This window comes from Streptomyces sp. W1SF4 (assembly GCF_003950035.1).
In the GTDB taxonomy this organism is placed as follows: Bacteria; Actinomycetota; Actinomycetes; order Streptomycetales; family Streptomycetaceae; genus Streptomyces; species Streptomyces racemochromogenes.
This window is the reverse complement of record NZ_CP034350.1, coordinates 4,002,923-4,024,327: the sequence shown is the minus strand read 5'-3', so window position 1 is coordinate 4,024,327 and position 21,405 is coordinate 4,002,923. Positions and strand designations below refer to the sequence as shown.

The following is a 21,405-nucleotide window of genomic DNA, read 5'->3' as shown; positions in this document are numbered from 1 at the left end:
GGGGCGCGACCACCCGCACGAGAAGACGACCAGAGCAGCCCAAGGAGCCGACAGACGCGACAGATCGCTACGCGCTCCCCATTTCTCAGCGTCCGACGACCGCCCGTGGCTGATACCCGCACCAGAGGTTGATCACAGCGCTGCGGGAAGCCGCCTCGCGCGACAGATCGCTACGCGCTCCTCTCGGCCCGGCGGCCGGCGACCGCCCTGGGCTGATAGCCGCGCCATAGGGCGAGGTCAGTCGAGCTGGGCGAGCATGGCCACCAACGTCCGGCCTTCCCGGGCCCCTCTGCGCAGCAGGATGGCGCCCACCTTGTGCAGCTCGGCCCACGCGTGCGGGCGGCCGACCTCCGAGGCGTCGTGGATCACGCCCAGGGCCTCGGTCAGGGCGGCCTCGGCCTCTCCAGCGCCCGCGTATGCGTGGGCGAGGCAGGATCCGTACCAGGCCCGGTCCCGGCGGAATGACGGGGCGAAGCCGGCCAGCCCCGAGGTCAGGTTCCCGACCGCACCGTCCCAGTCCTTCAGGTGCAGGTCTGCCATGCCGCGCTGGGCCGCGAACCAGGACTCGCCGTAGAAGTAGAGCCACGGAGGCGCGTCGACGGCACCGGCGATGATCCGCTGCGCCTCGTCCAGTCGGGAGTACGCCTCGTCGCGCTCACCCGCCAGCGCGTATCCCCGCCCCGCCATCTGCACCGCCATGGCCCGAGTGGCCTCGCTCGCCCCCGAAAGAGAAGCAGCAGCTTCACCCAGCCGCACACACCGGCGGCCCCTGCCTCCCGACCACGCCAGGTGCGCCTTCATGCTCAGGGTGGTGGCCGCCAGGTCGCCGTAGCCGGCCTCCAACGCCCAGTCGTAGGACCGGTCGAACCATCCGAGTGCCACGGGGGCTTTGTCCTGGTCCTGCGCCATCCACGCCAGGAACTGGGCGTACTCGGCCAGCAACCTCACCACCTGGTCGGCCAAGGCCCCCCGAGCCTGTCCGTACAGCCCGGCCACCTCCCTGAACTGCGCCAGAACCAGCGGTGCAACGGTGCGCGACCCCACCGTGTCCTCGGCCCGCCGATGCGCGGCCAACAAGGCGTCCATCGCATCGACAGAAGCGGCATCCAGCCGCAGCCCACCCTTCTGCACCCCGCCCAAACGCTCGCCGTCGGTCTCCGACACCACCCCGGGCAGCACGAGCGAGGGAAGCGGCAGGTCCTCGTACCGGGCACCGAGCAGTTCCAGGGGCACGCCGAGCCCGTCGATGATGCGCTGCCGCACCTCGGCCGAGGTCACCACGCGCCGGCGGTTCTCGATGGCGGACACATCGGGTTGGGCCAGACCCACGAGGGCACCGAGCCGGCTCTGGCTGCTCCGCGTCAGCCTCCGCCACGTCCCCAACAGGGCAGCCCAGTCCTCAGCGGCTGCGGCCGCCCGTAATTCGGGGTGCACCCACACATCCGACTCGGGCTCCATGCGGGAAATATAGGTCGGTCCTATAGGACGCGGCAGTGGTTCGGCCTGGGCGCCACCCGACATGGTGGGTCACGCCTGGGCGGCCGCCGGGTTCGAATGGGAGCGCTGCGAAGAGTTCCGCTCCACCACTCATTGACGAGGGCAGGGAGTAACCCGTGACCAGCCGCATCAAACACAGCTGCACGCGCGACGTACCCAGTAGCGACGGTCTTGACGGCCCCTCGGGGAAGGCGCCCTTCCTGATCGAGCCCAGCGCCGATCTGCTGGACCGCGCCCAGAGCGGCTGGATGCGTTTCCTGAACAGCTTCCCAGAGGTGCCGGGTGAGTGAGCAGTACGAATACGTGCCCCACCGGCTCCTGCGCCGCCGCGTCCGCGACATTGCCTCCGGCGTCGAAGGCGAACTGATGGCTGTGATCAACGAGAACGTCTCCGACACCCTCACCGAGCACTGGACAGAACTCGCCTACATCCGCGATGCCTCCGGCCGTGAATTCACCACTGCCGCCACCAACATCGAACCCGTAGACGATCACCCCCAGACGGCCGCCGGCCGCCGAGATCCGAGGAGCGCGTAGCGATCTGTCGCGCCTGTCGGATTCCTGGGCTGCTCTGTTCGTCCTTGCGTGCGGGTATCAGCCACGGACGGTCGCCGGCCGCCGAGAAATGAGGAGCGCGTAGCGATCTGTCTCGCTTGTCGGCTCCCCGGGGGCTCTGGTCAACCTCTCGTGCGGGTTGCCGCGCCCCTGGTCCGGGATCTCGGCTCTTGGGGGCCCGGATGCCTGGCGGGCCGGCGCCCGGCCCCTCGCCTCATCGCTGACGGACCCGTCCCTCCACCTTGGACCGTGCCGTTTCTTTGGGGGTTTCCCGGCAGTCTTTCGGCTTTCCGGGGCGGGTCGGTCTGTCAAGGGTGGCCGTAGGCCATCGCGTAGCGACGCGACGAAGGAGCGCCCTTGACGGGCCGGCCCGAACCGGAAGGACGATGGGACTGACGGGAAGCCCCCAACCCGCTCTGATCCGGTCCGTGGGGATCCCGCCCACCGGCCCCCCGGCCCGCAGACATGGGGGCGGGTGGGCGAACACCGCTCGACCCCACGGGGTCGAGGGGGAGATAGCGGGTCCTAACCGGACCCGCCCCCACCGCCCCGCCTCAGCTCTCCGTCCGGTACATCAGGTCGATCTCGTGCGTCGCGAAGCCCAGGCCCTCGTACACCGCCAGGGCCGCCGGGTTGTCCGCGTCGACGTACAGCATCGCCGTCGGCAGGCCGGACTCCGCCAGGTGGTGGAGGCCGATGGCGGTGAGGGCCTTGCCCAGGCCGCCGCCCTGGGCGCCCGGGCGGACGCCGACCACGTAGACCTCGCCCAGCTGTTCCTCGGCGTGGACCTTCGTCCAGTGGAAGCCGACCAGTTCGCCGTCCCGCTCCGCGAGGAAGAAGCCCTTGGGGTCGAACCACGGCTGCGCGATCCGGTCGTTCAGGTCCCGCTGCGTGAGTGCGCCCTGCTCCGGGTGGTGGGCGAAGGCGGCGGCGTTGGCGGCGAGCCAGGCGGTGTCGTCCTGCCCGGGCACGAAGGTGCGGACGGTCACGCCGGCCGGGAGGGCCGGTTCGGGCAGCGGGGCGGCGTCGGGGCCCAGGGGGCGGCGCAGCTGCCGGAGTTCGCGGAAGAGGGTCAGCCCGAGCACCTGGGCGAGGTGCCGCGCGGCGGACTTGCCGCCGTGCGCCCACACCCGGATCCGCTTGCCGGAGGCGTGCAGCAGGGCGGTGCCCAGGGCCCGGCCGTAGCCGCGGCCGCGCAGGGCGGGGTGGATGACGAGTTCGGCGGCCGGGGCCTCCACCGGGTCGGTGTCCTCCAGCTGCCCGTACCCGCACAGCCGCCCGCCGTCGGTGAGGAGGAAGTGCCGGATCCCCTCGCGCGGTCCGCCGCGCAGCTGGAGGCGGCCCTGTTCGGAGACGGCGGTGGTGCCGTCGGTGCGGGCCGCCTCTCCGATCAGGTCCAGTACGGAGGCGGCCTGCTCCTCCGTCAGCTCGTCGAGGATCTCAATCTGCCGTCCCGGCTCCAGGGCCGCTGCTGCGTCAGTCATGCTCCGAGCCTACGGCGCCACCGCTGAGGGCTGCGCGTAACCAGCTCGCAACCCGCTACCCCCTGTCGTAGCTACGCGCGTTGACCATAGGCTGCGGGCACCTCCCAAAATGTTGTCTCGCTGTCCACAAAGGGGAATAAATGTCAGCGAAGCCACAACGGCCCCGTACGGCCCGCCGGTTGACCTTCGGCGCACTCGCCCTCACGGCGGGGGCCGGCGCGATGGTCGCCGCCGCACTGCCGGCCGGTGCCGCGAGTGGTGGCGGTACGCCTCCCAAGGCGCGCACCGTCGACGTACAGATGCTCTCGTTCAACGACTTCCACGGCACGCTGGAGCCCCCGCAGGGCTCGTCCGGCACCGTGAGCGAACGTCAGGCAGACGGCACCACCAAGGCCATACCCGCGGGTGGCGTCGAGTACCTCGCCACCAGCCTGCGCGAGGCCCGCAAGGGTCACGAGTACTCCGTCACGGCCGCGGCCGGTGACATGATCGGCGGCAGCCCGATGCTGTCCGGTCTCTTCCACGACGAGCCCACCGTCGAGGCGCTCAACAAGCTGAACCTCGACGTGTCGAGCGTCGGCAACCACGAGTTCGACGAGGGCAGGACCGAGCTGCGCCGGATGGCGTACGGCGGCTGTCACCCGACCGAAGGCTGTTTCGAGTACGGCAAGACCTTCACCGGTGCGCAGTTCCAGTACCTCGCCGCCAACGTGACGGACGAGAAGACCAAGCGTCCGCTGATGTCGCCCACCTTCGTCTGGAAGAAGGGGGACGTGAAGATCGGCTTCATCGGCGTCACCCTGGAGGGCACTCCGGACGTCGTCACCGCCGAGGGCGTCAAGGGCCTGAAGTTCGGCGACGAGGTCGAGACGATCAACAAGTACGCGGCCGAGCTGAACAAGCAGGGCGTGAAGTCGATCGTGGCGCTGATCCACGAGGGCGGTCTGCCCGCGAGCGGCGCGTACAACTACGACTGCGACGTGCCGGGCGCCGGCGCGGGCATCTCGGGTGCGATCGTCGACATCGCCAAGAACGTCGACCCGAAGGTCGACGCGCTGGTGACGGGCCACACGCACCAGGCGTACAGCTGCAACATCCCGGACCCGGCGGGCAACCCCCGTACGGTGACCTCGGCCGCCTCCTACGGCCGGCTGTTCACGGACACCACCCTCACGTACGACCGGGCGACGAAGGACATCGTCCGGACGCCGGTCCTGTCGCCGAAGCCGGTGAACAAGCTGGTCGGCCGCGAGCAGCCGAAGGCCGCGGACATGTCCGAGCTGATCACCCGCTGGAAGGCGCTCGCCGCTCCGGTGGCGAACCGTCCGATGGGCTACATCTCGGCCGACATCCCGGGCCGCGGTGCGGAGGCGCCGGAGAAGCCGCTCGGCGACCTGATCGCGGACGCGCAGCTGGAGGCCACGGCCGCGGCGGACAAGGGCGGCGCGCAGCTGGCCATCATGAACCCGGGCGGCATCCGTGCCGACCTGGCCTACAAGGCCGCGGGTGACGAGGGCGACGGTGTCGTGACGTACGGCGAGTCGTACACGGTGCAGCCGTTCAACAACCTGATGAACGTGGTGGACCTGACCGGCGCGCAGCTGGTCACCGCGCTCCAGCAGCAGGTGAGCGGTACGGTCAACGGCCCGAACCCGAAGATCCTGCAGGTCTCGAAGGGCTTCACGTACACCCTGGACATGACGAAGACGGGTGCGGACCGGATCGTCGTGGACTCGGTGAAGCTGAACGGCGCGGCGATCGACCCCGCCAAGACCTACCGGGTCGTGATGAACGAGTTCCTCGCGGGCGGCGGTGACGGCTTCACCGTCCTGAAGGAGCACAAGAACAAGCTGGTGGGCGCGTCGGACCTGGACGCCTTCAACGCCTACCTGGCGAAGTCGACGGCGGCGACCCCGATCGCCCCGCCGGCGGCGGACCGCATCAAGGTCGTCAAGTAGTGGCGCTGTAAGCAGTGCGTCCCCGAGGGGGCGGTGGGCCGATGGCCCGCCGCCCCCTCGGCTTTTGGCTAGAGGGTCGCCAGGAACTTCCCGACGGCCGCGTGGAAGCCCTCGGGGTCGGTGAAGGGGACGAAGTGGTCGCCCTCCAGGGCGGTGTACGAGGTGCCCGGGCGCCGGCGGACCATGGCGTCGGCGACGTCCTGGGTGAGGGCCCGGCTCTGGCGTCCGTGGATGAGCAGGGCGGGGCAGGGGCTGGCGGTCCAGGTGTCCCAGTGGTCGCCCGCGCAGGCGTGGATGGAGTCGAGCATGTCCTGCCCGTGGAAGCCGAGCCGCCAGCCGGTCCCTCCGGGGAGCGGGCGTACGCCGTCGGCGACGAAGGGCAGGGCGGCCGGGTCGACGGCGCCGAGGAGTTCCTCGCGGGTGGGGGCCGAGTAGGGCAGTGCCCCGAGGAAGTCGAACCACTGCGGGCCGGCCGGGATGTCGATGGCGACGGTGGCGTCGACACCGATCAGGGCGCCGGCCCGGTCGGGGTGGGCGGCGGCCAGGTGGTAGGCGTTGAGGCCGCCGAGGGAGTAGCCGAGGACGGCGACGGGCTCGGTGAGGCCGAGGTGGTCGAGGAGGGCGACGGCGTCGGCGACGTAGCCCTCGCGGCGGTAGTGGGGTGCGCGGTCGGAGTCGCCGTGGCCGCGCTGGTCGGGGGCGATGACCCGCCACGCGTCGCCGAGGGCGGCGGCGAGGCCGGTGAAGGCGGCGGCTTCGGACATGCCGCCGTGGAGGGCGAGGAGCGGTCGGCCGGGGCCGCCGAAGTCCAGGTACGAGAGGGTGCGGCCGTCGATGGTCAGCGTGTCGCGCATGGTTGGTGTCTCCCCGTTTCCGTTGCCCGCCGTGGTCACGGGCATCACTGTGCCAGTAGTTGGGCAAGCGCGCAATACATTCGTATGGGGCGCTTGCCCAAACGGTGGCCGGAGGGGCGCCGATACCATCCGGGGCATGGGAAATCGCGAGGACCTGCTGGCCGGCGCGCGCCGCTGCCTTGAGGAGAAGGGCTACTCGCGCACGACCGTGCGCGACATCGCCACGGCGGCACAGGTGAGCATGGCCGCGATCGGCTACCACTTCGGGTCCCGCGAGGCGCTGCTCAACCAGGCGCTGTTCGCCGCCATGGACGACTGGGCCGCCGGCTCCGGCCGGCTCACCGGCGAGGGCGACACCGCGGCGGAACGGTACGGCGACACCTGGGACCGCAAGATCCGCGACTTCCTCGACATGCGCTGGCTGTGGATCGCCAACATCGAGGCCTTCGTCCACGCCCAGTCCTCGCCCGAACTGCTGGCCGTCCTGGCCGAGGGACAGCGCCGCTCCCGGCGGACGGTGGCCGCGCACCTGGCCGGGGTCTCCGAGGAGGCGGTGACCGACGAGGACGTACGGGCCCTCGGGTCGGTGCACCTCGCGCTGCTGAGCGGGGTGATGGTGCAGGCGCTGACCGATCCCGGGCAGGCTCCCACGGGGGCCGAGCTCACCCAAGGGCTCCGCAGGATGGTCGAGTTGCTCGAAGAGCCCGCGCCTACCGACGGGTAGTAAACGCCGGTCCCGCACGCCATAATCCGGTCCCACCACCAGGTCGGCGAAGGGGCGGGGCATGGACGCGGGCAGAGGCACGGACACGGACACGGGTGCGGACGCAGGCACGGGAACGGGCACGGCTCCGCGTACGCGTCCGGGGGCACGCAGGGCCACGGGCGCGCGCACCGCACCGGACCGGCGGGCCTTCCTCGCCGGCGCCGCGGCCGTGGGCACGGGCGCGCTCCTCGGACTCGGGGCGGCGGCACCGGCTCACGCCGCCCCCGCCCCCGCGAGGGCCCTCGGCACCCAGGACTGGATGGCCGGGCTCGCCGACTCCACCGCCCTCCAGCGGATGACCATCCCCGGCACCCACGACTCCGGCGCCACCAAGGGCGGCCTCTACGTCGCCTGCCAGAACACCTCCATCGCCCAGCAGCTCGACTCCGGCATCCGCTTCCTCGACGTCCGCTGCCGGGTCACGGGCGGCTCGTTCGCCATCCACCACGGCTCGTTCTTCCAGGACCTGATGTTCGGCGACGTCCTCGCCGCCTGCCGGGACTTCCTCGCCGCGCACCCCTCCGAGACGGTCCTGATGCGCGTCAAGCAGGAGTACTCCACCGACTCCGACGCCGCCTTCCGCGCCGTCTTCGACGACTACCTCGACCGCCGCGGCTGGCGCCCCCTCTTCCGGATCGCCGACACCCTGCCCGCCCTCGGGCAGGCCCGCGGCAGGGTCGTCCTCCTCGCCGACAACGCCGGCCTGCCGGGCCTGCGCTACGGCGACGGCGGCGTCTTCGACATCCAGGACGACTACAACACCGAGCCCTTCGCCAAGCGCGTCCGCATCGAGGACCACTTCCGCAAGGCCGTCCGGGAGCCCGGCAGGCTCTTCGTCAACTACGTCAGCACCGCCGCGTACATGCCCCCGCGCTGGAACTCCGACCGGCTGAACCCGCAGGTCCACGGCTTCGTCGACGGCTCCGAACTCAGCGGCCGCACCGGCCTCGGCATCGTCCCGATGGACTTCCCGAACACCCGCTCCGGCCTGGTCGCCTCACTGCTCCGGCACAACTGACGGCGACGGCGGCCGCGGCGACGGCTGCTCCGACGGCGGCGGCGACGGCGCGCCCGGGATGCGCAGCACCGCCTCCGTGCCGCCCGCCCCGTCCGCGGCGGCGCGCAGCTCGGCGCCGCCGCCCGAGCGGGCCGCCGTGCGGGCCACGATGGACAGGCCCAGCCCGCTGCCGGGCAGGGCACGGGCCGACTCGGAGCGCCAGAACCGCTCGAAGACGTACGGGAGGTCCTCGGGCGGGATCCCCGGCCCGTGGTCGCGTACGGTCAGCTCGCCCGCGCGCAGCGAGACCTCGACGGCGCCGCCCGGCGGGCTGAACTTCACGGCGTTGTCCAGCAGGTTGACCACCGCCCGTTCCAGCGCCGCCGCCTCGCCCCGCACGTACCAGGGCTCCAGGGCGGAGCCGAACCGCAGCTCGGGGCCGCGCAGCCGGGCCCGGGACAGCGCCGAGGCGGCGATGTCGTGCAGGGCCACCACGCCGAGCGGGGCGTGCGGGGCGGCGTCGGGGCGGGACAGCTCCTGGAGGTCCCCGATCAGCGCGGCGAGTTCCGTCATCTGCGCCTTGACCGAGGCGAGCAGCTCGCGGCGGTCCTCGGGCGGGATGGCCCGGCCGGTCTCCTCGCTGCGCGCGAGCAGCTCGATGTTGGTGCGCAGCGAGGTGAGCGGCGTACGCAGCTCGTGACCGGCGTCCGCGATCAGCTGGGCCTGGCGTTCCTGGGAGGAGGCGAGCGCGGCGGTCATCGCGTTGAAGGAACGCGACAGGCGGGCGATCTCGTCGTCGCCCTCGTCCGGGATGCGCACGGTCAGGTCCTCGGTGCGGGCGACGTGCTCGACGACACCGGTGAGCTCGTCCACGGGCCGCAGCCCCGTGCGGGCCACCCACAGGCCGGCCGCGCCCGCGCCGACGACCCCTATGCCCGAGACCAGGAGCAGCACCCAGGCCAGGGTGGACAGGGGCTTGTCGATGTCGGCGAGGGGCTTGGCGATGGAGATCCCGAAGGTCGGCCCGCCGGTGGTCAGGCGCCGGCCGATCGTGTAGACGCGCATCCGGTCGCCGTCGGCCGTGGTGGCGTCGTGCAGCCGCGCGGTGCTGCGGCCGGCGGCGACGTCCTGGTCGGTCTGGGTGGCGGGCAGGTCCGTCCGTCCGCTCACCCAGCAGCGGCCGCCCTCGGCGGTGACGATCTGCACGGTCGCGTTCAGGTCCCCGGCGATGTCCATCTGGTTCGGCGGCGGGCGCAGCGTGCAGCCCTCGCGCAGGGTGCGGAGCACCTGCTCGCTGGGGTCGGTGGCCCTCAGGGACTGGTTGAGCTGGTCGTTGAGCTGCGCCCGCACCATCACCCAGGACGCCCCGGCCACCGCCGCGACGGCCACCGCGACGGCGACGGTGACCAGCAGCGCCAGCCGGGAGCGCAGCGGCAGTGCGCGGAACCGGTCGGCGGGACCCGTCATTCGGGCCCGCCCTCGCCGGCGCGCAGGACGTAGCCGACCCCGCGCACGGTGTGCACGAGGCGCGGCTCGCCGGCCGCCTCGGTCTTGCGGCGCAGGTACATCACGTAGACGTCCAGGGAGTTGGAGCTGGGCTCGAAGTCGAAGCCCCACACCGTCTTGAGGATCTGCTCGCGGGTCAGCACCTGGCGCGGGTGCGCCAGGAACATCTCCAGCAGGGTGAACTCCGTGCGGGTCAGCTCCACCGGCCGGCCGCCCCGGGTGACCTCGCGGGTGGCGAGGTCCATGCGCAGGTCGCCGAAGGAGAGGGCGTCGCCGGCCGGTTCCGGGCCGGCGGCGGGGGCGGCGTAGGAGCTGCGGCGCAGCAGGGCGCGGACGCGGGCGAAGAGCTCGTCCAGTTCGAACGGTTTGACGAGGTAGTCGTCGGCGCCCGCGTCGAGGCCGGTGACGCGGTCGCCGACGGTGTCCCGGGCGGTCAGCATCAGCACCGGGGTGACGCTGCCGGCGGCGCGCAGCCGTCGGGCGGCCGTCAGGCCGTCCATCCGGGGCATCTGGATGTCGAGGACGATCAGGTCGGGGGCGTACGCGGCCGCCTGGTCGAGGGCGTCGAGCCCGTCGACGGCGGTCCGCACCTCGTACCCCTCGAAGGCGAGGCTGCGGCGCAGGGCCTCGCGCACGGCCGGTTCGTCGTCGACGACGAGGATGCGCTGCGGGTCGCCTTCGGCGGGATTCATGGTCGGGGTCCCCCAGGGGTGGTGGTCGGTGCGCGGGGCACGTCCCAGGGTGTCAGAAGGAGATGCCGAAGCCGTTGCCGCTGCTGTCGGAGCCGTTGTCCTGGCTGCTCCCGCCGCCGGGGCCGCCCTTGCGGAGGGAGTCGAGGTCGGCCTTGATCGTGTTGACCGGGATCGCGAAGCCGAGGCCGACGCTGCCGGCGCTCGAGCCGTCGCTGGAGGGCGAGTAGATCGCGGAGGGCATGCCCACGATCTCGCCGTTCATGTTCACGAGGGCGCCGCCGGAGTTGCCGGGGTTGAGGGAGGCGTCGGTCTGGATGGCCTTGTACGAGGTGGTGTTGGCGCCGGTGTCGCCGTTGAACTGCTGACCGTCGTACGAGAACGGCCAGCCGCCGCGCTGGCGCTGCGGGCTCTGCTGCTGGCGGTTCTCGGACTTGGGCACGTTCACCTCGCGGTTCAGCGCCGAGACGATGCCGCTGGTGACGGTGCCGGTGAGGCGGTCGGGGGAGCCGATGGCGACGACCTGGTCGCCGACCTTGAGGCGGTCGGAGTCGCCGAGCTTGGCGGGCCTCAGGCCGCCGGCGCCCTGGAGCTTGATGAGGGCGAGGTCCTTGCCGGGGTCGGTCCCGACGATCTTGGCGCTGTATTTCTTCCCGTCACTCATCGTCACCTGGATCTCGGAGGCTCCGTTGACGACGTGGTTGTTGGTGGCGATCTCGCCGTCGGCGGTGAGCACGATGCCGGAGCCGGTGCCCTGGCCGGAGGCGGTGCGGGTGTCGATGCGGACGACGGACGGGCTGACCTGCTCGGAGACGCCCGAGACGGTGCCGTTGGCGGACTGCGAGACGTTGGTGCCGTTCACGCCGGCGACGGCGGCGCCCGCCTGTCCGAGGAGCTGCTGCACGGCGACGGCCGTTCCGCCGCCGACCAGGGCCGCCGCGAGGGCGACGGCGGCGAGCAGCGCGACCGGCCGCTTGGCGCGGGCCGCGTGCGCGGGGCCGGCCGGGCCGGCGGCGGCCGCGGAGCCCCAGGCGTCCCACCCGGCGCCGCTGCCCGCGCTGCCGCCGCTGCCGCCGGCCGCCGGGACGGTCTCGCCCTGGATGACGGGCGGCTGGTGCGCCTCGTGCCACCCGGGAGCCGGGGCGGCCGCCGGCGGGTACGGGGGCGGCGGCGGATAGCCGGCGGCACCGGCGTCCCGTGCCAGCCGCTCGCGCCCCCGCTGCCAGTCGTCCCCGAAGGGCGCGTTCCGGGCCGGGCCGTTCTCCTGGGGGTACTCGCCTTCGCGGCGGAAGCTCTCGGTCATGTCTCTGACTCTGTCCCCGGATCATGAGAGCAATCTGAGTCCCGGCTGAGAAGCCCGGCAGAACCGCGTACGCCCGACATAAGCACCTGGGCCCCGGCCCGGCCGCACGATGTTCCGAACGCGTTCAAACCGGTGGGGACGACCAGGGGGACGACCATGCCCGCAGCGGCGCCCGCCGACTCCGGGGCGTACTGGTCCCGCCGCTCGGCGCGGCTTCCGTGGGGGCGCAGGCCCCGCTCGCCGCCCCGTACGTGCTGCGCGCGCTCCCGGGCCGGCAGCGGAGGCCCGCCCGGCCGCCGGGCACCGGTCGCCGCCCCCGACCCTAGAAGCCATACGCCATTAACCGGGCATTCAGACGTGCTTGCGAGCCTCACGTCATGCAGCCCCGACTCCGCCTCACGGCAGACCCTTCCGACGCGCCTGTCCTGCCGCGTGCGCGGAAGAATGGAGTCATGAGCCACCAGCCCAGCGCAGGCCCCACCGAGGTCCCCGCACAGCACTCGTCTCACACCCCCGCGACCGGAAACGGAACGGGCAGTACCGGTGCCGGCAGCGGCACAGGTCCAGACACAGGCACGGGCACGGGCAAGAAGGCGGACGGCGGCGACGGCGGCAGCAAGCCCCGCCTCGGGTCCATAGCCGCCCACCGGCCCCACGCCGCCCGCGTGACCGGCCACGTCGACCTCGATCCCGACCTCGACGCCGACCTGGACGCCTACGAGGACAAGGACGACACCGGCGAGCTCCCCCCGAACCGGTTCCTCGACCGGGAGCGCAGCTGGCTGGCCTTCAACGAGCGGGTGCTCGAGCTCGCCGAGGACCCCGCGACCCCGCTGCTGGAGCGCGCCAACTTCCTGGCGATCTTCGCGAGCAACCTCGACGAGTTCTTCATGGTCCGCGTCGCCGGACTCAAGCGCCGCATCGCGACCGGCGTCGCCACCCGTTCGGCCTCAGGCCTCCAGCCCCGTGAGGTACTGGACCTGATCTGGACCCGCTCGCGCGAGCTCATGGCCCGGCACGCCGCGTGCTTCCAGCACGACATCGCCCCCCAGCTCGCCGAGGAGGGCATCCACCTCATCCGGTGGCCCGACCTCACCGAGAAGGAGCAGGCACGGCTCTTCACCCTGTTCCGCAACCAGATCTTCCCGGTGCTCACCCCACTGGCCGTGGACCCCGCGCACCCCTTCCCGTACATCTCCGGCCTCTCCCTCAACCTGGCCGTCGTCGTGCGCAACCCCGTCAGCGGCCACCGCCACTTCGCCCGCGTCAAGGTGCCGCCGATCCTCTCCCGCTTCCTGGAGGCCTCCCCGCAGCGCTACGTCCCCCTGGAGGACGTCATCGCCGCGCACCTGGAGGAGCTGTTCCCCGGCATGGAGGTGCTCGCGCACCACATGTTCCGCGTCACCCGCAACGAGGACCTCGAAGTGGAGGAGGACGACGCCGAGAACCTCCTCCAGGCGCTGGAGAAGGAGCTCATGCGGCGCCGCTTCGGCCCGCCCGTCCGCCTGGAGGTCGAGGAGTCCATCGACCCGGGCGTCCTGGACCTCCTCGTGCAGGAGCTGAACGTCAGCGCCGCCGAGGTGTACCCGCTGCCCGGCCCGCTCGACCTGACCGCCCTCTTCGGCATCGCCTCCCTGGACCGGCCCGAGCTCAAGTACCCGAAGTTCGTCGCCGGCACCCACCGGGACCTCGCCGAGGTGGAGTCCGCGTCCGCGCCCGACATCTTCGCCGCACTGCGCGAGCGCGACGTGCTGCTGCACCACCCCTACGACAGCTTCTCCACCTCCGTGCAGGCCTTCCTCGAACAGGCCGCCGCGGACCCGGACGTCCTCGCGATCAAGCAGACGCTGTACCGCACCTCCGGCGACTCCCCCATCGTCGACGCCCTGATCGACGCCGCGGAGTCCGGCAAGCAGGTCCTCGTACTCGTCGAGATCAAGGCCCGCTTCGACGAGCAGGCCAACATCAAGTGGGCGCGCAAGCTGGAGGAGTCCGGCTGCCACGTCGTCTACGGCCTCGTCGGCCTCAAGACGCACTGCAAGCTCTCCCTCGTCGTCCGCCAGGAAGGCGACACCCTGCGCCGCTACAGCCACGTGGGCACGGGCAACTACCACCCCAAGACCGCCCGCCTGTACGAGGACCTCGGCCTGCTCACCGCCGACCCGCAGGTCGGCGCGGACCTGTCCGACCTCTTCAACCGGCTCTCCGGCTACTCCCGCCGCGAGACCTACCGCCGGCTGCTGACCGCCCCCAAGTCCCTGCGCGACGGGCTGATCTCCCGCATCGACAAGGAAGCCGACCACCACCGGGCCGGCCGCCCGGCGTCGGTCCGGCTGAAGATGAACTCGATCGTCGACGAGGCCCTCATCGACTCCCTCTACCGGGCCTCCCAGGTGGGCGTGCCCATCGACATCTGGGTGCGCGGCATCTGCGCCGTGCGCCCCGGCGTCCCCGGCCTGTCGGAGAACATCCGGGTCCGATCCATCCTCGGCCGCTTCCTGGAGCACTCCCGGGTCTTCGCCTTCGGCAACGGCGGCGAGCCCGAGGTGTGGATCGGCAGCGCCGACATGATGCACCGCAACCTCGACCGCCGCATCGAGGCGCTGGTCAGGGTCACCGACCCGGCCCACCGAGCGGCCCTGGACCGGATGCTGGAGACCGGCATGTCCGACGCCACCTCCTCCTGGCACCTGGGCCCGGACGGCGAATGGACCCGGCACAGCACCGACGCCGAGGGCCAGCCGCTGCGGCACGTACAGGAGATGCTCATAGACGCCCGGAGGCGCCGGCGTGGCTCTGCCAAACCATGACGACCCGACCGCAGGTGACGTGCTCGGCGTGTACCTGCGGTCCCAGGCCACCGCGTTCCTGCGGGCGCTGCGCCTGCACGAAGCCGGAGCGGCCGGCGGCCCGTCCGCCGACCCGGCGGAGAGCGGCGAGGCGGCGTACGGGCTGCGGAGCGCGGCGCGCCGGATCGCCGGATCGCTGAGCACGTTCCGGGCGGTCACCGAGACGCGCTGGGCGGACTCGCTGCGCACGGAGCTGGTCTGGCTGTCGTCCACACTGGCCGACGAACACGCGTACGCCGCCCGGCTGTCGCGGCTGATGGAAGCCCTGCAGCGGCTGTCCGGCTCCCCCGACCTGCCGGCCCCGCGGGGCGGCGGGGCGGCCGCGCCGGGCGCCCTCACGGTGGGCTCGGCGCGGGCGGGCGCCCTGCTGGAGCGGCAGCTCACGCTGGCGCGCACGCGGGCGCACTCGGCCACCCTCCAGGCCCTCGGGTCGTCCCGCTTCCACGCGGTCGCGGACGCGGTGGCGGTGCTGGCCTCGGAGGTGCCGCTGGACCCGGTGGCGGCGCGGGGCCGGGTCGGGGACGTGCTGGAACCGCTGGCGGAGGTGACCGCAACCCGGCTCACGGGAGCCGTCTGCGCGCTCCCCGCCGCGCAGGGCACCCCGTACGCGGCGCACGAGGACGCCTCCTGGCACGAGGTGCGCCGGCTGCTGCGCGTGCACCGGTACGCGCGGGAGGTGCTGGGCGGGGACGTGGCCCGGCTCTCGGCGGCGGGAGAGGCGCTGGACCTCCACCGGGACGCGTCGGAGGCCGCCACCGCCTCGGCGACGGCCGCCCGCACCCCGCGGATCGCCCCGGCGACGGCGTACGCGCTGGGCGTGCTGCACGCCGACCAGCGCCACGCGGTGGAGGCGGCCCGCCTCTCGTTCCACCACATCTGGCACCCGGCCCCCGCCCTCCCCTGACCCCGCCGCCACGCGGGCTGATCCCCGGGGCTGCGCCCCGGCCCCCCGCGCCTCAATCGCCGGCGGGGCTGGATTGTCCAGCCCGCGCGGCGTTTGAGCGCACCGGGCGCGGAGCGCCCGGTATCGGGGTCCGGGGCGGAGCCCCGGGTTCTCCAGCCCCCCTGGGGGCACCCCCCAGCGGTAGCTGGGGGAGCTTGAGGCGCGGGGTCAGGGGCAGCGCCCCTGGGAACGGGCGAAGGGCGGGTCGGGGACCTCGCACCGCGCAGCGGCAGCCCGCGCCCGGCGTCGGCCGGTCAAGTCTGAGACGCTGGACGGGGCGGGCTCCCCGGCACGGGACCGGCGAAATCCAGCCACCCCGCCCGGCCAGGGCAACGGCCAGGGCAACGGCCCCGAGAGGGTAACAGCGGCATAACGGGCGGATAACGCCCGATTGCGCCCAGGTACAAACCACCCCATCCGCACCGGGCCGTCCGCCATGGTTCACCCCCCGTTCACCAAGCGCGGTCGACCGCTTCACCTGTTCTGCCTAATTTCGGTAGCGCACGGTGCGAGCCGATCGGGAAAACACGGCGCCGCACCACAGCAGCCCGTAGTCCTCTTCGCACGCCGCCCCGAAACAGAAAGCGGCCGGCGGCCCCTCGGAAGGAACACCCGAAAGTGAAGCTTCAGCGCAAGAACCGGCTTCGTGCCTCCGCCCTCGGGGCCCTCGTCGTGTCCGGCGCCCTGGTCCTCACGGCGTGCGGCTCGGACGACAACACGAAGACCGGCGCCGACGGCACCACCAAGGCCTCGGCCCCGGCGCCCGGCGACATCAAGTGCGAAGGCGCCAAGGGCAAGCTCCTCGCCTCCGGCTCCTCCGCGCAGAAGAACGCGGTGGACCTCTGGGTGAAGAACTACATGGCCGCCTGCTCCGGCGTCGAGGTGAACTACAAGTCCTCCTCCTCCGGCGAGGGCATCGTCGCCTTCAACCAGGGCACCGTAGGTTTCGCCGGCTCGGACTCGGCGCTGAAGCCCGAGCAGGTCGAGGACTCGAAGAAGGTCTGCACCGGCGGCCAGGGCATCAACCTGCCGATGGTCGGCGGCCCCATCGCCATCGGCTTCAACGTCTCCGGCGTGGACAAGCTGAACCTGGACGCCGCGACCCTCGCGAACATCTTCAACGACAAGATCAAGAAGTGGGACGACGAGGCGATCAAGAAGCTGAACCCCGGCGTCACGCTCCCCTCCACCGCCATCCAGGCCTTCCACCGCTCCGAGGACTCCGGCACCACCGAGAACCTCGGCAAGTACCTCAAGGCCGCCGCCCCCGACGCCTGGACCTACGACGCCGCGAAGAAGTGGCCGGCCCCCGGTGGCCAGGCCGCGTCCGGCTCCGCCGGTGTCGCCTCCCAGGTCAAGGCCGTCGACGGCGCGATCGGCTACTTCGAGCTCTCCTACGCCACCTCGCAGAGCATCAAGACCGTCGACGTCAACACCGGCGCCGGCGCCCCGGTCAAGGCCACCCCGGAGAACGCCTCCAAGGCCATCGCCGCCGCCAAGGTCGCCGGCACCGGCTCCGACCTGGCCCTGAAGCTCGACTACACCACCAAGGCCGAGGGCGCGTACCCGATCGTCCTGGTCACCTACGAGGTCGTCTGCGACAAGGGCAACAAGGCCGAGACCCTCGGCACCGTGAAGTCCTTCCTCGAGTACACCGCCTCGGACGCGGGCCAGAAGGTCCTCACCGAGAACGGCTACGCGCCGATCCCGGCCGAGATCAACACCAAGGTCCGCGAAGCCATCAAGTCGCTGGCCTAGCCACACCCTCCCGGCCCGGGCCGATCCGCTGATCGGCCCGGGACCCGGGACCCTCCCCCTCCACCCGGGGGAAATCCGGTGCACCGCCGCCAGGGGGCCCGCCCCCCACACAGACCGGAAAGACCATGGCTTCCACCACACCCACGCACATAGAACCGGCTCCGCCGGTCTCCAGGAGCGCGAGGTCCACCGGCCGTGCCGGTGACAAGATCTTCGCCGGCCTCTCCAAGGGCTCCGGCGTCCTGCTCCTGGTGATCATGGCGTCGATCGCCGTCTTCCTCACCTACCGCGCCTCGATCGCGCTGTCGAAGAACGAGGGCAACTTCCTCACCACCCTCGACTGGAACGCGTCGGCCAACCCGCCCGTCTTCGGCATCGCCGTCCTGCTCTTCGGCACCGTCGTCAGCTCGGTCATCGCGATGGCCATCGCCGTCCCGATCGCCGTCGGCATCGCCCTGTTCATCTCGCACTACGCGCCGCGCAAGCTGGCCGCGCCCCTCGCGTACGTGGTCGACCTGCTGGCCGCCGTGCCGTCGATCATCTACGGCATCTGGGGCGCCCTCTTCCTGGTGCCGCAGCTGAACGGGCTGAACCTCTGGCTCGACGAGTACCTCGGCTGGACCTACGTCTTCGACAAGACCCAGGTCGGCGTCGCCCGCTCGCTCTTCACCGTCGGCATCCTGCTCGCGATCATGATCCTGCCGATCGTGACCAGTGTCAGCCGCGAGGTCTTCCTCCAGGTCCCGCGCATGAACGAGGAAGCCGCCCTGGCCCTCGGCGCGACCCGCTGGGAGGTCATCCGCATGTCGGTGCTGCCCTTCGGCCGCTCCGGCGTCATCTCCGCCTCGATGCTCGGCCTCGGCCGCGCGCTCGGCGAGACCATGGCCGTGGCCACCGTCCTCTCCCCCAGCTTCCTGATCTCCCTGCACGTCCTGAACCCCGGCGGCGGCACCTTCGCGCAGAACATCGCCGCGAAGTTCGACGAGGCCAACGAGTTCGGCCGTGACGCGCTCATCGCCTCCGGCCTGGTCCTCTTCCTGCTCACCCTGCTGGTCAACGGCGCAGCCCGCCTGATCATCGCCCGTCGCAAGGACTTCTCGGGGGCGAACGCCTGATGAGCCACGCACTCCAGGACCCGCGCCCCGTCGGGGCCCGCAAGTCCTCCTCCCCCGCCGGCCTGACCCGCGGCGGCCTGCCCCGCTGGGCCCCGGCCGGCATCGCGGCCCTCTCGGTCGCCCTCGGCTGCGGCACCGGCGCCGTCGCCGACCTGCACAGCAAGGTCCAGTGGGGCCTGATCTCGGCGCTGCTGTTCGTCGCGATCACGTACGTCGCCAGCTCGGTCGTCGAGAACCGCCGCCAGGCCAAGGACCGCGTCGCGACCTCCCTCGTGTGGGTCTGCTTCGTCCTCGCGGTCATCCCGCTGCTCTCGCTGATCTGGACCACGATCAGCCGCGGCATCAAGGCCCTCGACGGCGACTTCCTCAGCCACTCGATGAACGGCGTCACCAGCTTCGAGGAGGGCGGCGGCGTCTACCACGCACTGCTCGGCACCATCGAGCAGGTCGCCCTGGCCACCCTGATCGCCGCGCCCATCGGCCTGCTGACCGCCGTCTACCTGGTCGAGTACGGCAAGGGCCGCCTCGCCAAGGCCGTGACCTTCTTCGTCGACGTCATGACCGGCATCCCCTCCATCGTCGCGGGCCTGTTCATCCTCACGACCTGGAACCTGGCGCTCGGCTTCGGCCCCTCCGGCTTCGCCGGCTCGATGGCCCTGTCGATCCTGATGATGCCCGTCGTGGTCCGCTCCACCGAGGAGATGCTCAAGCTCGTCCCGAACGAGCTGCGCGAGGCCGCCCTCGCCCTCGGCGTGCCGAAGTGGCGCGTGATCCTCAAGGTCGTGCTCCCCACCGCCATCGGCGGCATCGCCACCGGCGTCATGCTCGCCATCGCCCGCATCGCCGGCGAGACCGCGCCGATCATGCTGCTGGTCTTCGGCACCCAGCTGATCAACGGCAACCCCTTCGAAGGCGCCCAGTCCTCGCTCCCCCTCTACATCTGGGAGCAGTACAAGGTCGGCAGTGAAGCCTCCTACGACCGGGCATGGGCCGCGGCGCTCGTCCTGATCGCCTTCGTCATGATCCTCAATCTGGTGGCCCGCGGCATAGCCCGCTGGAAGGCCCCGAAGACCGGTCGCTGACGCGACCGAATGAAAGCGAAGTGACCCTCATGGCCAAGCGAATCGACGTCAGCGGCCTCTCCGCCTTCTACGGCACCCACAAGGCCATCGACGACATCTCGATGACCGTGGAACCCCGCTCCGTGACGGCCTTCATCGGCCCCTCCGGCTGCGGCAAGTCCACCTTCCTGCGCACCCTGAACCGCATGCACGAGGTCACCCCCGGCGGCCGCGTCGAGGGCAAGGTTCTGCTGGACGACGAGAACCTGTACGGCGCCGGCGTCGACCCGGTCGCGGTCCGCCGCACGGTCGGCATGGTCTTCCAGCGCCCGAACCCCTTCCCCACCATGTCGATCTTCGACAACGTGGCGGCGGGCCTGCGCCTGAACGGCAGCTACAAGAAGTCCGAGCTCGCGGACATCGTGGAGCGGTCCCTCAAGGGCGCCAACCTCTGGAACGAGGTCAAGGACCGCCTGAACAAGCCGGGCTCCGGCCTCTCCGGCGGCCAGCAGCAGCGTCTGTGCATCGCCCGCGCCATCGCGGTCGAGCCGCAGGTCCTGCTGATGGACGAGCCCTGCTCCGCCCTCGACCCGATCTCCACCCTCGCCATCGAGGACCTGATCGGGGAGCTGAAGGAGCGCTTCACGATCGTCATCGTGACGCACAACATGCAGCAGGCGGCCCGCGTCTCCGACCGCACCGCCTTCTTCAACCTCGCCGCCGTCGGCCAGCCCGGAAAGCTGATCGAGATCGACGACACGGACCGGATCTTCTCCAACCCGTCCGTCCAGGCGACCGAGGACTACATCTCGGGCCGCTTCGGCTAGACGCCGGACCCCGCCTGAACGTCCTGCGGTGCTGCATGGCGGTGCCACCGCAGGGCGAAAGAAAAGGGCCGGCTCCCCCTGGGTGGGGGGAGCCGGCCCGCTTTCACGTCCGCGCTCAGACGAACGCCAGGTTCACGATCCAGAAGCTGACCGCCGCCACCAGCGCGGCCGCCGGCATGGTGATACTGCATCCCCCGGGGGATGACCCCCGGACCCCCAGCAGGGGGAGCCGGCTCCGGCTAGACGAACGCCAGGTTCACGATCCAGAAGCTGACCGCCGCCACCAGCGCGGCCGCCGGCATGGTGATGAACCAGCCGAGGATGATGTTCTTGGCGACGCCCCAGCGGACCGCGTTCACCCGCTTGGTCGCGCCCACGCCCATGATCGCCGAGGTGATCACGTGGGTGGTGGAGATCGGCGCGTGGAAGAGGAACGCCGAGCCGAACATGATCGAGGCACCGGTGGTCTCCGCCGCGAAGCCCTGCGGCGGGTCCAGCTCGATGATCTTGCGGCCGAGCGTACGCATGATGCGCCAGCCGCCCGCGTACGTACCCAGCGACAGCATCACGGCACAGGCGATCTTCACCCACACCGGGATCGGGTCGCCGGCCGCCGACACGTCCGCGATGACCAGGGCCATCACCACGATGCCCATCGTCTTCTGCGCGTCCTGCAGACCGTGGCCGAGCGCCATGCCCGCCGCCGAGACCGTCTGCGCGATACGGAAGCCGCGCTTGGCCTTGTGCGGGTTGGCCCGCCGGAACATCCACAGGATGACGACCATCACCAGGTAGCCGACCACCAGGCCGACGACGGGCGAGACGAACATCGGGATGACGACCTTCTCGACCACGCCCGACCAGATCACCTCGGTCCCGCCGGCCAGCGCCGCGCCCACCATGCCGCCGAACAGCGCGTGCGAGGAGGACGAGGGCAGCCCGAAGTACCAGGTGATCAGGTTCCAGACGATCGCGCCGATCAGGGCCGCGAACAGGATCCACATGCCCTTGTTGCCGTGCGGCGTCTCGATCAGGCCCTCACTGACCGTCTTGGCCACCCCGCTGCCGAGGAAGGCACCGGCCAGGTTCATCACGGCGGCCATCGCCAGCGCCGCGCGCGGCGTCAGGGCCCGCGTCGAGACGGAGGTGGCGATGGCGTTCGCCGAGTCGTGGAAGCCGTTCGTATATGTGAAGCCGAGCGCGACACCGATGGTCACGACCAGCGCAAAGGTGTCCACGAGGT

Annotated in this window: 18 protein-coding genes; 11 read left to right on the top strand and 7 right to left on the bottom strand. The window is 71.6% G+C overall.

The window, feature by feature from the left end:
- Window positions 1–237: 237 nt before the first annotated feature.
- Entirely contained in the window at window positions 238–1,458 is a 1,221-nt protein-coding gene (locus D1J60_RS18755) for a helix-turn-helix domain-containing protein (protein ID WP_125821863.1), read from the bottom strand.
- A 155-nt stretch (window positions 1,459–1,613) separates the two neighbouring features.
- Here D1J60_RS18755 and D1J60_RS37315 point away from each other — a divergent pair, with 155 nt between their 5' ends.
- Both D1J60_RS37315 and D1J60_RS18750 read left to right on the top strand, forming a co-directional pair.
- Window positions 1,614–1,787 (top strand): hypothetical protein, encoded by a 174-nt coding sequence (locus D1J60_RS37315; RefSeq protein WP_164720921.1) that lies wholly within the window; start codon window positions 1,614–1,616, stop codon window positions 1,785–1,787.
- Window positions 1,780–2,034 carry a hypothetical protein gene (locus D1J60_RS18750; RefSeq protein WP_125821862.1) on the top strand — a complete coding sequence of 85 codons (255 nt, stop codon included), beginning with the start codon at window positions 1,780–1,782 and terminating at the stop codon, window positions 2,032–2,034. Before D1J60_RS37315 ends, D1J60_RS18750 begins: the two co-directional genes overlap by 8 nt.
- Window positions 2,035–2,606: 572 nt before the next feature.
- Here the strand turns inward: D1J60_RS18750 and mshD are convergent.
- Window positions 2,607–3,536: a mycothiol synthase gene (mshD, locus tag D1J60_RS18745; protein WP_125821861.1), complete on the bottom strand. Its 930-nt coding sequence runs from the start codon at window positions 3,534–3,536 to the stop codon at window positions 2,607–2,609.
- A 140-nt stretch (window positions 3,537–3,676) separates the two neighbouring features.
- Between mshD and D1J60_RS18740 the strand changes: the two genes are divergently transcribed.
- Complete coding sequence (locus D1J60_RS18740; protein ID WP_125821860.1) at window positions 3,677–5,494, top strand: bifunctional metallophosphatase/5'-nucleotidase; 1,818 nt, start codon at window positions 3,677–3,679, stop codon at window positions 5,492–5,494.
- Between the two features lie 68 nt (window positions 5,495–5,562).
- On the opposite strand, the gene D1J60_RS18735 is transcribed toward D1J60_RS18740, so the two are convergent.
- Window positions 5,563–6,348, bottom strand: coding sequence for an alpha/beta hydrolase (locus tag D1J60_RS18735; protein WP_125821859.1), 786 nt, complete (start codon window positions 6,346–6,348; stop codon window positions 5,563–5,565).
- 136 nt (window positions 6,349–6,484) lie between these two features.
- On the opposite strand from D1J60_RS18735, the gene D1J60_RS18730 reads away from it, so the two are divergent.
- Together D1J60_RS18730 and D1J60_RS18725 are read left to right on the top strand one after the other, a co-directional pair.
- Window positions 6,485–7,072 (top strand): TetR/AcrR family transcriptional regulator, encoded by a 588-nt coding sequence (locus D1J60_RS18730; RefSeq protein WP_125821858.1) that lies wholly within the window; start codon window positions 6,485–6,487, stop codon window positions 7,070–7,072.
- Window positions 7,073–7,133: 61 nt separating this feature from the next.
- The gene (locus D1J60_RS18725) at window positions 7,134–8,132 is read left to right on the top strand and encodes a phosphatidylinositol-specific phospholipase C (protein ID WP_125821857.1); all 999 of its coding nucleotides are present in this window, start codon (window positions 7,134–7,136) and stop codon (window positions 8,130–8,132) included.
- On the opposite strand, the gene D1J60_RS18720 is transcribed toward D1J60_RS18725, so the two are convergent.
- The 3 genes from D1J60_RS18720 to D1J60_RS18710 are packed head-to-tail and all read right to left on the bottom strand — an operon-like array spanning window position 8,112 to window position 11,609.
- The gene (locus D1J60_RS18720) at window positions 8,112–9,578 is read right to left on the bottom strand and encodes a HAMP domain-containing sensor histidine kinase (RefSeq protein WP_125821856.1); all 1,467 of its coding nucleotides are present in this window, start codon (window positions 9,576–9,578) and stop codon (window positions 8,112–8,114) included. The two genes, D1J60_RS18725 and D1J60_RS18720, sit on opposite strands and share 21 nt — an antisense overlap.
- Window positions 9,575–10,309 (bottom strand): response regulator transcription factor, encoded by a 735-nt coding sequence (locus D1J60_RS18715; protein ID WP_125821855.1) that lies wholly within the window; start codon window positions 10,307–10,309, stop codon window positions 9,575–9,577. Before D1J60_RS18715 ends, D1J60_RS18720 begins: the two co-directional genes overlap by 4 nt.
- Before the next feature lie 52 nt (window positions 10,310–10,361).
- A complete protein-coding gene (locus tag D1J60_RS18710) occupies window positions 10,362–11,609 on the bottom strand; it encodes a trypsin-like peptidase domain-containing protein (protein ID WP_125821854.1) in 1,248 nt (415 codons plus the stop codon).
- Window positions 11,610–12,061: 452 nt separating this feature from the next.
- On the opposite strand from D1J60_RS18710, the gene D1J60_RS18705 reads away from it, so the two are divergent.
- The 6 genes from D1J60_RS18705 to pstB all read left to right on the top strand — a co-directional run bounded on the left by D1J60_RS18705 (window position 12,062) and on the right by pstB (window position 20,162).
- Complete coding sequence (locus D1J60_RS18705; RefSeq protein WP_206436541.1) at window positions 12,062–14,419, top strand: RNA degradosome polyphosphate kinase; 2,358 nt, start codon at window positions 12,062–12,064, stop codon at window positions 14,417–14,419.
- Window positions 14,400–15,362, top strand: coding sequence for a CHAD domain-containing protein (locus tag D1J60_RS18700; protein WP_125821853.1), 963 nt, complete (start codon window positions 14,400–14,402; stop codon window positions 15,360–15,362). The genes D1J60_RS18705 and D1J60_RS18700 overlap by 20 nt, the downstream gene beginning before the upstream one ends.
- Before the next feature lie 657 nt (window positions 15,363–16,019).
- Window positions 16,020–17,159: a phosphate ABC transporter substrate-binding protein PstS gene (pstS, locus tag D1J60_RS18695; RefSeq protein ID WP_125595613.1), complete on the top strand. Its 1,140-nt coding sequence runs from the start codon at window positions 16,020–16,022 to the stop codon at window positions 17,157–17,159.
- Between the two features lie 125 nt (window positions 17,160–17,284).
- Window positions 17,285–18,274 carry a phosphate ABC transporter permease subunit PstC gene (gene pstC, locus D1J60_RS18690; protein ID WP_125595611.1) on the top strand — a complete coding sequence of 330 codons (990 nt, stop codon included), beginning with the start codon at window positions 17,285–17,287 and terminating at the stop codon, window positions 18,272–18,274.
- Window positions 18,274–19,356, top strand: coding sequence for a phosphate ABC transporter permease PstA (gene pstA, locus D1J60_RS18685; protein WP_125821852.1), 1,083 nt, complete (start codon window positions 18,274–18,276; stop codon window positions 19,354–19,356). Before pstC ends, pstA begins: the two co-directional genes overlap by 1 nt.
- 29 nt (window positions 19,357–19,385) lie before the next feature.
- Window positions 19,386–20,162: a phosphate ABC transporter ATP-binding protein PstB gene (pstB, locus tag D1J60_RS18680; RefSeq protein WP_125595607.1), complete on the top strand. Its 777-nt coding sequence runs from the start codon at window positions 19,386–19,388 to the stop codon at window positions 20,160–20,162.
- A gap of 239 nt (window positions 20,163–20,401) precedes the next feature.
- Here the strand turns inward: pstB and D1J60_RS18675 are convergent, their stop codons facing one another.
- Entirely contained in the window at window positions 20,402–21,400 is a 999-nt protein-coding gene (locus tag D1J60_RS18675) for an inorganic phosphate transporter (protein ID WP_007265453.1), read from the bottom strand.
- Window positions 21,401–21,405 lie beyond the last annotated feature (5 nt).

Bases quoted from the DNA above. Each gene is read 5' to 3' on its own strand.
- D1J60_RS18735 (WP_125821859.1), bottom strand. From the start codon at position 6,348: ATGCGCGACACGCTGACCATCGACGGCCGCACCCTCTCGTACCTGGAC.
- D1J60_RS18705 (WP_206436541.1), top strand. From the start codon at position 12,062: ATGAGCCACCAGCCCAGCGCAGGCCCCACCGAGGTCCCCGCACAGCAC.
- D1J60_RS18720 (WP_125821856.1), bottom strand. From the start codon at position 9,578: ATGACGGGTCCCGCCGACCGGTTCCGCGCACTGCCGCTGCGCTCCCGG.
- pstC (WP_125595611.1), top strand. From the start codon at position 17,285: ATGGCTTCCACCACACCCACGCACATAGAACCGGCTCCGCCGGTCTCC.
- D1J60_RS18730 (WP_125821858.1), top strand. From the start codon at position 6,485: ATGGGAAATCGCGAGGACCTGCTGGCCGGCGCGCGCCGCTGCCTTGAG.
- D1J60_RS18755 (WP_125821863.1), bottom strand. From the start codon at position 1,458: ATGGAGCCCGAGTCGGATGTGTGGGTGCACCCCGAATTACGGGCGGCC.
- pstA (WP_125821852.1), top strand. From the start codon at position 18,274: ATGAGCCACGCACTCCAGGACCCGCGCCCCGTCGGGGCCCGCAAGTCC.
- D1J60_RS18740 (WP_125821860.1), top strand. From the start codon at position 3,677: ATGTCAGCGAAGCCACAACGGCCCCGTACGGCCCGCCGGTTGACCTTC.
- mshD (WP_125821861.1), bottom strand. From the start codon at position 3,536: ATGACTGACGCAGCAGCGGCCCTGGAGCCGGGACGGCAGATTGAGATC.
- D1J60_RS18710 (WP_125821854.1), bottom strand. From the start codon at position 11,609: ATGACCGAGAGCTTCCGCCGCGAAGGCGAGTACCCCCAGGAGAACGGC.
- D1J60_RS18725 (WP_125821857.1), top strand. From the start codon at position 7,134: ATGGACGCGGGCAGAGGCACGGACACGGACACGGGTGCGGACGCAGGC.
- pstB (WP_125595607.1), top strand. From the start codon at position 19,386: ATGGCCAAGCGAATCGACGTCAGCGGCCTCTCCGCCTTCTACGGCACC.
- D1J60_RS18715 (WP_125821855.1), bottom strand. From the start codon at position 10,309: ATGAATCCCGCCGAAGGCGACCCGCAGCGCATCCTCGTCGTCGACGAC.